At 72.8% G+C, this 15,648-nt stretch carries 8 protein-coding genes and 2 pseudogenes; 8 read left to right on the top strand and 2 right to left on the bottom strand.

All coding sequences use genetic code 11. The features are described from left to right. The first annotated feature begins 85 nt into the window (after positions 1-85). Both RKD20_RS42350 and RKD20_RS42345 read left to right on the top strand, forming a co-directional pair. Positions 86-1,799, top strand: a pseudogene (locus tag RKD20_RS42350) (ABC transporter ATP-binding protein). After that, positions 1,796-3,802 carry an ATP-binding cassette domain-containing protein gene (locus tag RKD20_RS42345; RefSeq protein ID WP_424882372.1) on the top strand — a complete coding sequence of 669 codons (2,007 nt, stop codon included), beginning with the start codon at positions 1,796-1,798 and terminating at the stop codon, positions 3,800-3,802. The pseudogene RKD20_RS42350 and the gene RKD20_RS42345 overlap by 4 nt, the downstream one beginning before the upstream one ends. Here the strand turns inward: RKD20_RS42345 and RKD20_RS42340 are convergent. Next, positions 3,725-4,009, bottom strand: a pseudogene (locus RKD20_RS42340) (LuxR C-terminal-related transcriptional regulator); the annotation flags it as partial. The gene RKD20_RS42345 and the pseudogene RKD20_RS42340 overlap by 78 nt on opposite strands. Positions 4,010-4,590: 581 nt before the next feature. Between RKD20_RS42340 and RKD20_RS42335 the strand changes: the two are divergent. Then, on the top strand, positions 4,591-6,735 hold the full coding sequence (locus RKD20_RS42335; RefSeq protein WP_424882371.1) for a SpoIIE family protein phosphatase: 2,145 nt from the start codon (positions 4,591-4,593) through the stop codon (positions 6,733-6,735). 204 nt (positions 6,736-6,939) lie between these two features. Here the strand turns inward: RKD20_RS42335 and RKD20_RS42330 are convergent, their stop codons facing one another. Then, the gene (locus tag RKD20_RS42330) at positions 6,940-8,364 is read right to left on the bottom strand and encodes a S1 family peptidase (RefSeq protein WP_424882370.1); all 1,425 of its coding nucleotides are present in this window, start codon (positions 8,362-8,364) and stop codon (positions 6,940-6,942) included. A 190-nt stretch (positions 8,365-8,554) separates the two neighbouring features. Here RKD20_RS42330 and RKD20_RS42325 point away from each other — a divergent pair, with 190 nt between their 5' ends. The 5 genes from RKD20_RS42325 to RKD20_RS42305 all read left to right on the top strand — a co-directional run bounded on the left by RKD20_RS42325 (position 8,555) and on the right by RKD20_RS42305 (position 15,644). Beyond that, on the top strand, positions 8,555-8,968 hold the full coding sequence (locus RKD20_RS42325) for a PaaI family thioesterase (protein ID WP_424882369.1): 414 nt from the start codon (positions 8,555-8,557) through the stop codon (positions 8,966-8,968). A 449-nt stretch (positions 8,969-9,417) separates the two neighbouring features. Next, positions 9,418-9,633: a hypothetical protein gene (locus RKD20_RS42320; RefSeq protein WP_020134776.1), complete on the top strand. Its 216-nt coding sequence runs from the start codon at positions 9,418-9,420 to the stop codon at positions 9,631-9,633. A gap of 170 nt (positions 9,634-9,803) precedes the next feature. Further along, complete coding sequence (locus RKD20_RS42315; protein WP_424882368.1) at positions 9,804-10,610, top strand: HlyD family efflux transporter periplasmic adaptor subunit; 807 nt, start codon at positions 9,804-9,806, stop codon at positions 10,608-10,610. After that, positions 10,607-12,829 (top strand): NHLP family bacteriocin export ABC transporter peptidase/permease/ATPase subunit, encoded by a 2,223-nt coding sequence (locus tag RKD20_RS42310; protein WP_424882367.1) that lies wholly within the window; start codon positions 10,607-10,609, stop codon positions 12,827-12,829. The genes RKD20_RS42315 and RKD20_RS42310 overlap by 4 nt, the downstream gene beginning before the upstream one ends. A gap of 1 nt (position 12,830) precedes the next feature. Continuing rightward, complete coding sequence (locus tag RKD20_RS42305; protein ID WP_424882366.1) at positions 12,831-15,644, top strand: NHLP bacteriocin export ABC transporter permease/ATPase subunit; 2,814 nt, start codon at positions 12,831-12,833, stop codon at positions 15,642-15,644. Positions 15,645-15,648 lie beyond the last annotated feature (4 nt).

Here is a 15,648-nt window from a genome sequence, read left to right as displayed (position 1 = left end):
GCATAGTGCGCCCATGACTCCGGGCGGTCCACTCCCGCGAGGGAGGGACCGCCCGGGGTTCTGCACACCTCCGGAAGGCCGCCGTATGACGACTCGCACCTCGCCTCCGGCCCCGCACGGCCTCCTGGGTCCGGCCCCCGCCCGCTGTCTGCTCCTGTGTCTGGTGAGCACGGCGGCGACCGGCGCCGGACTGCTGCTGCCCGCGGCCCTCGGCCGCACCCTGGACCTGCTGCTGGCGCAGGCGCCGGCGACCCGCTGGGTCCTCTGGTGCGCCGGACTGGTCCTCCTCATCGCGCTGCTCGACGCCGCGGAGACCGTCCTCGGCGGCACCCTCGACGCCCGCACCACCGCCTGGCTGCGCCGCCGCCTCACCGGTCACGTCCTGGCCGTCGGCCCGCGCGCCACCGCCCGCTTCGGGCCCGGAGACCTCGTCGCCCGCCTGGTCGGCAACGCCGCACAGGCCGGCACGGCACCGACCGCCCGCGCCGCCCTGCTCGCCGCGCTCGCCGGACCGGTGGGCGCCGTGGTGGCCCTCGGTCTCGTCTCCCCCTGGCTCGCGGCCGTGTTCCTGGCCGGAGCACCGGTGCTCGCCCTGCTGCTGCGTGCCTTCGCCCGGGACACCCGGGAATGCGTGACGCGCTACCAGGAGGTGCAGGGGCGCATCGCGCAGGCCCTCTCGGAGGCCGTCGGCGGACACCGCACCATCCGGGCCGCGGGGACGGAGGACCGGGAGACGGCCCGCATCCTGCGCCCGCTGCCCGAGCTGTCCGAGGCCGGTCACCGCATGTGGCGGGTGCAGGGCCGGGCCTCGGGCCAGTCCGTCGCCGTGGCCCCGCTGCTCCAGCTCGGGGTCCTCGCCGTGGCCGGGGTCCTGCTCGCCCGGCACCGCATCACGGTGGGCGAGGTCCTCGCCGCCTCCCGGTACGCGGTCCTCGCCACCGGCGTCGGCGTCCTGGTGGGACAGCTGTCCGGCCTGGCCCGGGCCCGGGCGGCGGCCGGCCGGCTGGACGAGGTCCTCGCGGAACCGGCCGTCCGGCACGGCGAGCGCGGGCTGCCGCCCGGGCCCGGGCGCCTCGAACTGCGGGGCGTCACCGCCCTGCGCGGCGCGCGTGCGGTGCTCGACGGGGTCGACCTCGTCGTACCGGGCGGGACGACCCTCGCGGTGGTGGGCCGCTCGGGGGCGGGCAAGTCCCTGCTCGCCGCGGTCGCCGGGCGACTCGCCGAACCGGACGCCGGGGAGGTGCTGCTCGACGGGGTGCCGCTGCGCGAGCTCACACCACGACGAACTGCGCCGCTCGATCGGCTACGCCTTCGAACGCCCCGCCCTGCTCGGCGGCACCGTCGAGGAGGAGATCGGCCTCGCCCTCCCCTCCCCCGCCCCCGCCCTCGTCCGGGAGGCCGCCCGCACGGCCCGTGCGGACGACTTCGTGCGCCGCCTGCCCAGCGGTTACGACACCCTCGTCGCCGACGCCCCGCGCTCCGGCGGGGAGTCCCAACGGCTCGGTCTCGCCCGGGCGTTCGCCCACGGCGGCCGGCTGCTCATCCTCGACGACGCCCTCTCCAGCCTCGACACGGTCACGGAGGCGCGCATCGCCGACGCCCTGGTGAGCGGCGGGGCGGGCGGCACCCGCCTGCTCGTCGCCCACCGCACCGCCACGGCGGCCCGCGCGGACGCGGTGGCCTGGCTGGACGGGGGGCGCGTGCGGGCGGTGGGACCGCACGAGGAGCTGTGGCGGCTGCCCGAGTACCGGGCGGTGTTCGGGGGCGGGGCGGACGCCGCGGACGGGGGGCCGGCGTGAGCGACGGCTCGGCACCCGGCGGGATCCACAGGCGCGGTCTGCGGTACCTGCGGGCCCGGTGGCGGGTTCTCGTCCGGCTCGGCGGGTGGTCCGTGCTGGAGACCGGACAGACCTTCCTCACCGGGTACGCGCCCGCCCGTGCCCTGGACGAGGGGTTCCTGGCCGGGCGGCCCGGCGTCGGACTCGGGTGGCTCGGGGTGGCCGGGATCGGCGTGCTGGTGGGCGCGTTCGGAACGGTGCGGGTGTACGCCGCCGTCGCCGCGCTGGTCGAGCCGCTCCGGGACGTCCTGGTCGGGCGGGTCGTGGAGCGCGGGGTGCGGGAGGCGGACGCGGGGGCGCTGTCCGGGCTGACCCAGCAGGTGGAGATCGCCCGGGACACGTTCGCCGGGCTGGTGATGGTGTCGCGCTCGTTCGTGTTCACAGCCGTCGGCGCGGTGGTCGGACTGGCCTCGCTCGACCCGCTGCTCCTGCTGGTCGTGCTGCCGCCGCTTGCCGCCGGACTGGGCCTGTTCGCGGCCACGTTGAGGCCGCTTGCCCGCCGCCAGGAGGAGTTCCTCGTCGCCGACGAGGCACTGGCGGACGGACTCGGCAGGGTCTGCCCGGGGCTGCGGGACATCACGGCGGCCGGTGCGGAGGCTCGGGTCGCCGCCGACACGGGCCGTCTCGTCGACACCGAGCAGCGGGCCGCGTACTCCCTCGCCCGCTGGTCCGTCCTGCGCGTGGCCTCCCTCGCCCTGGGCGGCCAGCTCCCGATCGTCCTCCTCCTCGCCTGCGCTCCCTGGCTCCTGGCCCGCGGGGTCACCACGGGCGCCCTGGTCGGCGCCCTCGCTTACGTCACCCAGTCCCTCCTCCCCGCCCTGCGCAACCTCGTCCACGGCCTGGGCACGAGCGGCTCCCGGCTGGTGGTGGTGCTGCGGCGACTGGTCCGCGAGCCTGCGGCAGCTCCGGCCGAAGGAGGGCAGGCCGTGGCGGCCCCGGGCGGGCGGGTCGTGGCAGGGGCACCACACGGCACCCCCGCGCCGCACGGCCGCACGGACACGCCCGGCCCGGACGACGGCCCCACCGACGCGAAGCCCGCCGCCCGGTACGGCCCCGGCAGCGCACCCCACCCGGCAGACCGGGCCCCCGCCCTCTCCCTCACCGCCGTCTCCTTCGCCTACGGCCCCGCCGCCACCCCCGTCGTCGACCACCTCGACCTCGCCCTGCCGGCCGGCGCCCACCTGGCCGTCGTAGGCCCCAGCGGCATCGGGAAGTCCACGCTCACCGCTCTGGTCGCCGGTCTCCTTCAGCCCACCGGCGGAAGCATCCGGTTGTGCGGACACCCCGTGCCCTCCCCCGACGCGGCCGCCCTGCGCGTGCTCATTCCGCAGGAGGCGTACGTCCACACCGGCACCCTCGCCGAGAACCTCGGGCACCTGCGCACGGACCCGGTGCCCGAGCCGGAGCTGCTCGCGGCGGCGGAGGCCGTCGGGCTGGCCCCGCTCCTCGAAGCGCTCGGCGGGCCGCAGGCGAGCGTCGACCCGGCCGCCCTGTCCGCCGGTGAGCGGCAGCTCGTGGCGCTGACCCGGGCCTATCTGTCGTACGCCCCCCTCGTCCTGCTCGACGAGGCCACCTGTCATCTGGACCCCCGGGCCGAGGAGCGCGCCGAGCGGGCCTTCGCCACCCGGCCCGGCACCACGCTGGTGGTCGTCGCCCACCGGATCAGCTCGGCCCGCCGTGCCGGCCGCGTGCTGCTGATGGACGGCTCGCGCACGGCGTACGGCACCCACGACGAGCTGGTGCGCGACTCGCCCGCGTACCGCGAACTCGTGGGCGGCTGGACCGCCGTACCCCCGAAGCGGTCAGAGCCAGCCCTGCCCCTGGGAGATCCGGATCGCGTCGATGCGGTTGCGGGCCCCGGTCTTGCGGGTGATCGCGGCCATGTAGTTGCGCACGGTCCCGTGCGACAGGCACAGGTTCCCCGCGATCTCCGCGATGGAGGCCCCCTCGGCCGCGAGGGATAACACGCTCAGCTCCCGTCTGGTCAGCGGCATCTCCGCGGCCTGGAGGAAGCCGAAGCCCAGCGAGTCGTCGACGAAACGTTTCCCCTCGGCAACCCGACGGATTCCGCGCACGAGCCGCTCCGGCGCCGCCCCCTCCTTGTCCACGTACCCGAGCGCCCCCGCCTCGACGGCCCGCTTCAGCAGTCCCGGCCGGTTGGCGCTGGCCATCACGAGAAGGCGCGGCGGACTGCGGTCCGGCTCGCGCACGGCTAACTCCCCCAGCGGCGGGATGCCGTACGTGTCCGTGCTGTCGAGGTCGGCCGCGCAGACGTCGGGCCGCACGGTCCGCAGACGACCGGGCGCGCTGTGCCACGGGGTGTCGAACACTCCGAGATCGGGTTCCCGGCGGAGCCACTCCGCCAGGGCCGATCTCACCAGACACGCGTCGTGCACCAGAAGCACCCGGATCACTGTTGGTCCCCCTCGATTCGCCGTACTCGGTTCCGTGGGCATGAAACGCGTGCCCCATTGTTCGGGTCCCGGACCGACCTCGGGCGCGAAGAATTGGCCATCAGGGTGCGCGGGGGCGCACGAACGGCGCCCGTGTGCCGTGTCGCGCTTCGACTGTGGGGGCATGGGCCGGGGCCGAGGGGGTACACGGCCGTCCTCGCCGTCACGTGGGCACTCGTGTGCCCGCACCCGGAAACGCTCGCCGTGCGGGACGCTCCGTAAGGGTGGAGATTTGATCCTTGGGGGCCCGGCGTGCGACAGCGGCCCGCGCTCCTTCCGGGCCGCGCCCGTGCGAGGAGGTGGTCGGCGTGTCCGACGGGCATACGTCCCCGGCGCCGGCGAGCGCCCGCACCCGGGTGGGACGGCCGCTGCTCTCCCTCGCCCTGGCGTCGATGATGGACGAGGTGCACGCCCACTCCGGAGCCGTGTATCTCATGGCCGCCGACGAACCCGTACTGGAGATGGCGGTGATGGCGGGCCTGCCGCGGGCGTTCGCGGCGCCCTGGGAGCGGGTGGGGCTGAGCGCGCCGATCCCGGTGGCGGAGGCGGTGCGGGAGCGGCGGCTGGTGTGGGTGGGCGGTGAGCACGAGATGGCGCGCCGCTATCCGCGGATCGCCGTGGTGCTGCCCTACCCCTTCGCGCTGGCCGCGGTGCCGGTGGCGACCTCGTCCAAGGTGTACGGCGCGGTCTTCGTGACCTGGCCCGGTTCGCACCCCCCGGAGCTGACCGACCGGGAGAGGGACCATCTGACGGCCGCCTGCGGGCGGCTCGCGGTGCGGCTGGAACGGGCGGTGGAGGACAGCGTGTCGCCGCACGCCGAACCCGATCTGCTGGCCTCGGCCCAGGTCGGCGGCGCGGCCGGGACGCTGGGCACGGTCGAGGCGGCGCGGATGGTGGCGCGGCTGCCGTACGGGCTGTGCTCGCTCGATCTGCACGGGCGGATCTCCTTCGCCAACGCCGCGGCGGCCGAGCTGATCGGCGTCCCGGCCTCCCAGTTGCTGGGCTCGCAGCTGTGGGCGGCGGCACCCTGGCTCAACGACCCTGTGTACGAGGACCGTTACCGGGCCGCGCTGCTCAGCCAGCACAGCACGTCGTTCGTGGCGCTGCGGCCGCCCGGGGACTGGCTGTCGTTCCGGCTGTACCCGAGCACCACCGGGCTGAGCGTCCGGGTCAGCCGGGCGCGGGCGGTGGCGGAGATGAGCCGGGCGGGTCCGCAGCCCGGGGACGCGCCGTCCCGGCTGGTCACGATCTCGCAGGTGCTGAGCCTGGCCGGGGCGCTGACCGAGGCGGTGGGCGTGCAGGACGTGGTGCAGCTGGTGGCGGACGAGGTCGTCCCGGCGGTGGGGAGCCAGGCGGTGGTGATGCTCGCTTCGCGGGCCGGACGGCTGCGCGTGCTCGGGCACCGCGGGTATCCGGACGCACGGGTCGTGGAACGGTTCGACGGAATGCCGCTGACCGAACCGACGCCCGGCACCCATGCACTGAACACCGGGGCGCCGGCGTTCTTCGACTCCAGGGAAGAGCTGGAGCGCCTGTATCCGATACGGCACGCCACCCCCGACGGGTTCGCGGCCTGGGCCTATCTGCCGCTGATCGCCTCCGGCCGCCCGGTGGGCACCTGTGTGCTGGCCTACGCCGAGCGGCATCCCTTCCCCGCGGACGAGCGGGCGGTGCTCACGAGTCTGGGCGGACTGATCGCGCAGGCGCTGGAGCGGGCCGTCCTGTACGACGTGAAGCACCAGTTGGCGCACGGTCTCCAGGCGGCCCTCCTGCCGCACACCCTGCCGTCGCTGCCCGGCATCGACGCGGCGGCCCGCTATCTGCCGGCCACTCAGGGCATGGACATCGGCGGCGACTTCTACGACCTGGTGCCGGTCTCCGGGCTGGCGGCCGCCGTGATCGGGGACGTGCAGGGCCACAACGTGACGGCGGCCGGGCTGATGGGGCAGATCCGGACGGCGGTACGGGCGTACACGACCGTCGGCCAGAGTCCGGAGGAGGTCATGCGCTCGACCAACCGGCTGCTGATCGACCTCGGTGCCGAGCTGTTCGCCAGCTGCCTGTACCTGCGGCTCGATCCGGAGCGGGGGCGGGTGGTCATGGCCCGGGCGGGGCATCCACCGCCGCTGCTCCGGCGGCCGGACGGCCGGGTGCGGGTGCTGGACCTGGCCGGAGGCCCGCTGCTGGGCATCGACGGCTCGGCCGTCTACCCGACGACGGAGGTGAAGCTCGCGCCCGGTTCCGTCCTCGTCCTCTACACGGACGGCCTGATCGAGTCTCCCGGCGTCGACATCGAGGACGCGCTCGCCGAACTGGGACGGCAGCTCGCCGAGGCCGGTGACCGTCCGCTCGACGAGCTGGCCGACGAGCTCGTCCGCCGCAGCGCTGCCGCGCGGGAGCGGATCGACGACGTGGCGCTGCTGTTGCTGCGGGCGGACGGCTGACACGGCGGTCCCCCACACACCGCCCGGTCTGCCGGAGAGCGCGCCGGTCCGGCCCTCCCGCCGGAGGGCCGGACCGTTGCACCTCCCGGGCCGGAACCGCAGGGTGGCCGGGAGGTGGTCTTATGGCCTGCGTCGGCAGCGGAGGGTGTGGGGGGGGCCGCTGCCGACGCGGCCGGTTCACGGTGTGGTGCCGGACCCGAGCGGTCAGTTGTGCGACTGGCCCGTGGCGTCGCCCGTGGCATCGCCGGCGCCGTTTCCGGTCGCCTGGCCGTTGCCGGTTGCCTGGCCGTTTCCGGCCTCCTCGCCGCCGATCACGTCACCGCCGGCCTGGTCGCCGCCGACTTCCTGACCCGCGCCGGCCTCGCCACCGGGGCTCGCGCTGGCGTCGCCACCGGCGCCCGCCTCGCCACCGGGGCTCGCGCTGGCGTCGCCGCCGACGCCCGCCTCACCACCGGCACCGGCACCGGCACCGGCACCGGCCTGGTCGCCCGCGCCGCCAGCCGCGTCACCCGCGCCGAGCGTGGCGCCGACCGCCTGGAGGGCGGTGGTGACCGGCTGGAAGAAGGTCTCGCCGCCGACCGTGCAGTCGCCGCTGCCACCGGAGGTCAGGCCGATCGCCGAGCCGTCCTGCGTGAACAGCGAGCCGCCGCTGTCGCCGGGCTCGGCGCAGACGTCGGTCTGGATGAGGCCGGTGACGGTGCCCTCGGGGTAGTTCACGGTGGCGTCGAGTCCGAGGACCTGGCCGTCGGCGAGGCCCGTGGTGCTGCCCATCCGGAAGACCTGGAGGCCGACCTCGGCGTCCGCCGCCTGGCTGATCGCGACGGTCTGGCCGCCGCCGACGTTGACCTCACTCGGTGCCTGGGTCGCCGGGTCGTCGTACTTGACCAGGGCGAAGTCGCCGTCGCCGGGGAAGGTGGCCTGGTCGACGGTGGCGATCGGCTGGCCGTCCTGCGTGTCCGACCACTGCTTGGCCGCGACCCCGCAGTGACCGGCGGTCAGGAAGGCGGGGCTGCCGTCGCCCGCGGTGACGTTGAAGCCGAGCGAGCAGCGGGCGCCGCCGCCGAAGATGGCGTCACCGCCGGACACGAAGGTCTTGAAGGTGCCGGCCGACTTCTTCACGGTCGCCATGCCGGAGCCGAGGCTCTTCACGGTCGACTCGAGGGTGTTCCACTTGTCGCCGGTGACCGTGCTGTCGGCGGTCACCAGGATCTTGTTGGTGCGCGGGTCCACGGCCCAGGCGGTGCCCGGGATGGTGGCCTCTTCTTTCAGGGTTTTCGCGCCGGCCGCCAGTTCGGTGAGGCTGTTGTCGACCTCGCGGACCTTGGCGCCGGCCTTCTTCGCCTGGACGACGACGTTGCTGTCGCCGGATATGACGTTCACGACGAGCTGTCGGCTGTCGGCGTCGTAGTAGGACCCGGCGAAGGCGTCACCCAGCGCCTTCTGGAGCTGCGAGGCGAGGTCCGAGGCGTCCGTCGCCTTCAGAGTCTTCGGCGCGATGGCCGCCGCGTCGTTCGACGAGCCGTCCTGGGACGCGTTGGCGTTGGGCAGCAGAATCGCGGCGGCGCCGAGCGCCACCACGGTGCCTGCCGCGAACGCGGCCTTGCGCTTCGGAATTCGCTTGTGACTCAAACTTCTCGACCTCCTGGGGGACCGGAGTCTGTGACCGCCGTACGGCAGTCGGTTGTTCGGGGCGCCTGGATGGCCATGGGTACGCACGGTGTGCGCGGGGCGTTCAATGCCGTTTCTTTACGCACCGGTTGCCACGCCTATTCGGCCACGGCTCGTGCCGGGCGGGCGGCGGGCGGGAACAATCCCCCATATGACGATGACGCCCGCCGAAGCCGACAAGGTCCTCGCCGACAGCTTCGCCCCTTGGGTCCTCGACCTCGGCCTGACGGTCGAGACGCTCGGCGGCGACCATGCGGTGCTGCGTCTGCCCTGGTCACAGCGGTTGGCTCGGGAGGGCGGCGCGTTGTCGGGCCAGGCTCTGATGGCCGCCGCCGACACCGCCACCGTGATCGCCGTCTCGGCGGCCCGGGGCGCCTACGGACCGATGACGACGGTGCAGCAGTCCACGAACTTCCAGCGGGCGGTGACCGGTTCCGATGTCCTGATCAGGGCGGTCGTCACCAAGCTGGGCCGCCGCATGGCGTTCGCCGACATCACGATGACCGACTCTGCGACGGGCGACCTCGCGGCCCGCGCGAGCACGGTCTATGCACTTCTGGACTGACACGCTCAGCAATCGGTCGACAGCGGTCCGTTGTGAACACCGCCTCGAATCCTCCCTTCAGCGAATCTGCACATCGAATGCGCAACCAAGTCACCGCAAGCGGGAGTTCTGCACAAGCGCGGACCCGCACCCATGCCATTGGCGAGGTGTGTCGCATTCGCCACGACGACAACAAAGGCCGCTTCACGCCGCCGTGACGTCACATGTGAAGAAGTCGGCACCAAGGCGTGCGCACGCCTGCACGGATGGAGGCTTCTGTGACTCAAGTGCCCTGGTGAGACCGCTGGTTAATTGGAAGGGCGGAGCCGCAGCGTGCTTTGATCCATCGCACCGCAGGGTCGTTGGGTTTCCCGGAAACGGGATCCGGCGCCATGCGATTGCGGCCGTCACTGTCCCCAGAGGGGGCCGCTCCCCCCTTGTGAAATACCCATACGAAGGGAAGTTCCATCATGAACTCCACCCCCCAGGTTGAGACCGTCGAGATCTCGGACGCCGACCTCGACAACGTCTCCGGCGGCCTGCAGCTGAACGCCCTCGGCACCGTCACCAGCCTGGTGGACGGCGTTGCCCCGGTTTCCGGCCTGGTCAACACGGCCGTCGGCACGGTCGAGGGTGTCACCGGCCTGAACACCGCCCCGGTCACCGGCCTGGTCGCTGGTCTCTGATCACATTCTTCGTGATCTGATCACTGTCTTGTGGTCGACCCGTCCCGGAGCCGCAAACCGGCGGTTCCGGGACTCTTGGGTGTCGTAGTCCGGCCGGCTCGCGCGAGCCGGTCCTTTGTCATTGGCAGCATGCGTAGCAATTCGCACGCTTTCGCAGGTGAGGGAAGACCGTGCAGTTCCGCCAACAGGCCCTCGCCAAGCTCCAGTCACCGGAGGAGCTCGACCTTCCGGTGCGCTTCGCCCGCCCGCAGGGCTGGCTCGTGATGTCCGTGACGGTGGTCGTGATGGCCGCCGCCTCCGTGTGGGCGGTGACCGGCTCGGTGGCCTCCACGGTGAGCGCGCCCGCCATCCTCACGCACGGGCAGGGCAGTTACATCCTGCAGAGCCCGGTCGCGGGCCAGGTCACCCAGGTGATCGCCAAGGAGGGTCAGCAGTTGCCCGCCGACTCCCCGGTGCTGAAGGTCCGTACGTCGCAAGGCGACACCGTCGTCCGCACGGTGGCGGCCGGCCGGGTCACCGCCCTCGCGGCCACCATCGGTCAGATCATCTCGACCGGAGCGAACGTCGCCGCGGTGGAGAAGGTCGCCCACACCTCCGATCCGCTGTACGCCACGGTGTACGTGCCCGCCGAGAACGCGGCCTCCATACCGGATGACGCGGCCGTGGACCTCACCGTCTCCTCGGTGCCCACCCAGGAGTACGGGGTGCTGCGCGGCCATGTGAAGTCGGTGGACCGTTCGGCCCAGTCGGCCCAGCAGATCGCCGCCTTCCTCGGGGACAGCCAGCTCGGTGAGCAGTTCACCAAGGGCGGCCGTCCCGTCGCGGTCCTGGTGAAGCTGGACAAGTCGAAGGGCACGAAGAGCGGTTACCAGTGGTCCTCCGCGGACGGTCCTCCCTTCGCCCTCACCTCCATGACCGTGGCCTCGGGTTCGATCCGGCTGGCCGATCAGCGCCCCGTCGATTGGCTGCTGCCGTGAGCACCGCACAGGACACCCGCAGCAGGCGCCGCTCCGCCCCGCCCAAGCGGCCGGTCCCCACGGGGAAGGCGAAGACGGTCCGCACGCCCACCGTCCTCCAGATGGAGGCCGTGGAGTGCGGCGCCGCGTCCCTCGCCATGGTCCTCGGCCACTACGGCAAGCACGTCCCGCTGGAGGAGCTGCGCATCGCCTGCGGTGTCTCCCGGGACGGCTCGCGCGCCAGCAACCTCCTCAAGGCGGCCCGCAGTTACGGCCTGACGGCCAAGGGCATGCAGATGGACACGGCCGCGCTCGCCGAGGTGAAGACGCCGGCCGTGCTGTTCTGGGAGTTCAACCACTACGTCGTGTACGACGGCATGGGCCGCCGCTTCGGCCGCCGCGGGGTCTACATCAACGACCCCGGCAAGGGCCGCCGCTTCGTCCCCATGGAGGACTTCGACGGCAGCTTCACCGGTGTCGTCCTGGTGATGGAGCCCGGCGAGGGCTTCACCCGGGGCGGCCGCAAGCCGGGCGTCCTCGGCGCGATGCCGGCCAGGCTGCGCGGCACCGCGGGCACCATGCCGGCGGCGGTCCTCGCGAGCCTGCTGCTGGTGCTGGTCGGCGCGGCCACTCCCGCGCTCTCCCGCACCTACATCGACATGTTCCTGATCGGCGGGCAGACCTCGCTGCTCGGCGTGCTGTTCGCGTCGATGGGGGCCTGCGTGGCCCTCACCCTCGCCCTGACCTGGCTCCAGCAGGCGAACCTGCTGCACGGCCGCATCATCTCCTCGACGCTCTCCAGCGCCCGCTTCCTGCGCCACCTGCTCCGCCTGCCGGTGACGTTCTTCTCCCAGCGCAGCCCGGCCGACCTGGTCCAGCGCCTGCAGTCCAACGACCAGGTGGCCGAGACCCTGGCCCGCGACCTCGCGGCGGCGGGCGTCGACGCCGTGGTCGTGGTCCTGTACGCGATCCTGCTCTACACCTACGACCCGCAGCTCACCTACGTCGGCATCGGTGTGGCCCTGCTCAACGTGGTGGCCATGCGGGTCGTCATCCGGCTGCGCTCCACCCGTACCGCGAAGCTGCGTGCCGACAGCGCCCGGCTCACCAACACGGCTTACACCGGCCTTCAGTTGATCGAGACGATGAAGGCGACCGGCGGTGAGGACGGCTACTTCCGCAAGTGGGCGGGCCAGCACGCCACCACGCTGGAGGAGCAGCAGCGGCTCGGGGTGCCGAGCGCCTGGCTGGGTGTGGTCGCGCCGATGCTGGCCACCTTCAACAGCGCGCTCATCCTGTGGATCGGCGGCATGCGGGCCATCGAGGGCGGCATCTCCGTCGGCCTGCTGGTCGCCTTCCAGGCCCTGGTCACCCGCTTCACCGCGCCGATCACCCGCCTCAACGGCGTGGCGGGCCGCATCCAGGACTTCGCGGCCGACGTGGCCCGCCTGAAGGACGTCGAGAACTTCAAGGCCGACCCCCTCTACGGCCGTCCCGGCGCCGGCGACTCGACCCGCCGGCTGCACGGCCATGTCGAGCTGCAGAACATCACCTTCGGTTACAACCCGCTCGACAAGCCGCTGCTCACCGGCTTCGACCTGACCGTCGGCCCGGGCCAGCAGGTGGCGCTGGTCGGCGGCTCGGGCAGTGGCAAGTCGACCGTGTCCCGGCTGATCTCGGGGCTGTACGCGCCCTGGGAGGGCGTGATCCGCATCGACGGCCGGCGCCTGGACGACATCCCGCGCGGCGCGCTCGCCGCCTCGGTGTCCTTCGTCGACCAGGACGTCTTCCTCTTCGAGGGCTCGGTCCGTGACAACGTGGCCCTGTGGGACCCGTCGATCCCGGACGACGCCGTGGTGGACGCGCTGCGGGACGCGGCCCTGTACGACGTGGTCATGCGGCGGCCCGGCGGCATCCACAGCAGGGTCGAGCAGGACGGCCGCAACTTCTCCGGCGGTCAGCGTCAACGCCTGGAGATCGCACGGGCGTTGGTGCGCCGGCCCAGCATCCTGGTCCTCGACGAGGTCACCAGCGCGCTGGACGCGGAGACCGAGCAGGTCGTCATGGACAACCTCCGCAAGCGCGGCTGCGCCTGTGTGGTGATCGCGCACCGGCTCAGCACCGTGCGCGACAGCGACGAGATCGTCGTACTCCAGCACGGCACGATCGTGGAACGCGGGCGGCACGAGGAGCTGGTGGCGCGCGGCGGCGCGTACGCGGCGCTGGTCAAGGAACGGTGAGATGACTACCGCACACGAAGGGGACGTGGTCCTCACCTCCCTCGGTCAGATGGGCACGCGCATCGACTGCGCGGGGTTCAACCGCATCGACCTCGAAGGGCCGCAGGTGCTGTGGCTGGTCGTGTCGGGCGCGGTGGACCTGTTCGCGGTGGACGCCGAACAGCAGGGCCACTGGCACCACCTGGGCCGTCTGGAGCCCGGCGCGCTGCTGCTCGGCCCGGTGCCCGGCCCGCAACACACCCTGGTGGCACGGCCCTTGCGGGACTGCGTCGTCCACCGCATCGGCCTGCGCGAACTGTACGAGCCCGCGCACACCCAGACCTGGTCGTACGACGAGTACGGCAACCCCCAGTACGTGCCGCCGACGACGAGCCCGCTGGAGTACGCCCTGGCCCTCGGTGTGGGCCGGAGCCTGTCGATCCTCTTCCAGGCGCCGATGGCCGACGAGCGGGCCGCCGCCCCGACCGACGACGACGTCTTCTGGATGCAGGTGCCGCCGGGCAGCGTGCAGTACGGCTCGCTCTACGGCGCCGAGGCGGCCGCCGACCTGCTGATGGACCCGGCGGTCTGGCAGTCCATGGTCGACCAGCAGTACCGGCTGCTGACCACGCTGGACCGCTGGATCGAGCAGTTGGAGCGCACCCACGAGACCCGGACGGCCGCCGGTATCAAGGCCGGTGAGGCGGTGCGCGCCCAGGCCGACCGGACCCTGCTGGCGTCCATCGGCAGGTCCAAGCAGCGCGCGACGACCGCCGACGCGGACGCCAGCTACGCCGCGTGCAAGCTGGTCGCCGACGCGGCCGGGATCCCGCTCGCCGAGAACGCCCAGAGCGGCACCGAGAGCGACCGCCTCGACCCGGTCGAGCGCATCGCCCTCGCCTCCCGCGTCCGCATCAGGTCCGTACGCCTGGACGGCCCCTGGTGGCGGGACAACATCGGCCCGCTGGTCGGTCACCGGGCCCTGTCGGGCGCGCCGGTCGCGCTGCTGTGGCGGCGCGGCGGCTATGTGGCCGTCCATCCGGCGACGGGCCGTGAGACACCGATAGAGAAGGACAACGCGGAGGAGTTCGAACCGCGCGCGGTGATGTTCTACCGCCCGCTGCCCGACCGGAAGTTGAGCCCCCTCGGTCTGCTGCGGTTCAGCATGCGCGGCACCGGTGGCGATGTGACCAACCTGCTGCTCAGCGGCCTGGTCACGGTGGCGATCGGCGCGCTGGTGCCCATCGCGACCGGCAAGGTGCTCGGCGAGTTCGTGCCCAGGGCGCAGACCGCTCTGATCGTGCAGGTGTGTCTGGCCGTGATGGTCAGCGGTGTGGTGACGGCGGCCTTCATGCTGCTCCAGAACCTCACGATGCTGCGCCTGGAGGGCCGTATCGAGGCGACCCTCCAACCCGCGGTGTGGGACCGGCTGCTGCGGCTGCCGACGAAGTTCTTCACCGAGCGCTCGACCGGCGAACTCGCCAGCCAGGCCATGGGGATCAGCTCGATCCGCAGGATGATGGCGGGCATCGGCCCCACGGTCGCCCAGTCGGTGACCATCGGCGCGATGAACCTGGGACTGCTGTTCTGGTACAGCGTCCCGATGGCGATGGCGGCGATCGGCATGCTCGTCGTCATCGCCGCCGGGTTCCTCGGCCTCGGCCTGTGGCAGGTGCGCTGGCAGCGGCGGCTGGTCGTGCTGAGCAACAAGCTGAACAACCAGGCGTTCCAGACGCTGCGCGGTCTGCCCAAGCTGCGGGTGGCGGCGGCGGAGAACTACGCGTACGCGGCCTGGGCCTCGGAGTTCGCCCGCAGCCGCGAGCTCCAGCAGAAGGTGGGCCGGATCAAGAACCTCACCTCGGTGATGGGCTCGGTCTACCTCCCGCTGTGCACCCTGCTGATGTTCATGCTGCTCGCGGGTCCGGCGCGCGGCTCGATGTCGGCGGCGGAGTTCCTCACCTTCAACACCTCGGTGACGATGCTGCTGACCGCGGTCACCCAGCTCACCGGCGCCTTCGTCTCGGCGGTGGCCGCGCTCCCCCTGTTCGAGGAGATCAAGCCGGTCCTGGAGGCGCAGCCGGAGGTGCGCACGGCGAGCACCCGGCCGGGACTCCTCACCGGGGCGATGGAGGCCCGCAGGCTCTCCTTCCGCTACTCGGACGACGGCCCCCTGATCCTGGACGACGTGTCCTTCGAGATCCGGCCGGGCGAGTTCGTGGCGATCGTCGGCCCGAGCGGCTGCGGCAAGTCGACCCTGCTCAGGCTGCTGATCGGCTTCGACCGGCCGGTCTCGGGGAGTGTCCTGTACGACGGCCAGGACCTGGCCGCCCTCGACCAGTCGGCGGTGCGCCGGCAGTGCGGTGTCGTCCTCCAGCACGCCCAGCCCTTCACCGGCTCCATCCTGGACGTCATCTGCGGCACCGAGCCCTACACGCCCGAGGAGGCGATGGCGGCGGCCGCGATGGCGGGGCTCGCGGAGGACATCCAGCGGATGCCGATGGGGCTGCACACCATCGTCTCGGGCAGCGGGGCGATCTCCGGGGGCCAGCGTCAACGGCTGATGATCGCCCAGGCGTTGATCCGGCGGCCGCGGATCCTCTTCTTCGACGAGGCGACCAGCGCCCTGGACAACGACACCCAGCGCACGGTCATCGAGTCCACCAAGGCCCTGAACGCCACCCGGATCGTCATCGCCCACCGGCTGTCCACGGTGCTGGACGCCGACCGCGTGATCGTGATGGAGAACGGCAAGGTCGCCCAGCAGGGGCCGCCCGCGCAGCTCCTCGCGGACACGGGCGGGCGGCTGCACGAGCTGGTGCGGCGGCAGATGGCGTGAGGGG

Origin of the sequence: Streptomyces sp. SLBN-8D4, from assembly GCF_049739545.1 — a bacterium.
Classification (GTDB): Bacteria; Actinomycetota; Actinomycetes; order Streptomycetales; family Streptomycetaceae; genus Streptomyces; species Streptomyces canus_C.
Note: the sequence above shows the minus strand (reverse complement) of the source record. Positions and strands in the feature narration are given on the sequence as shown.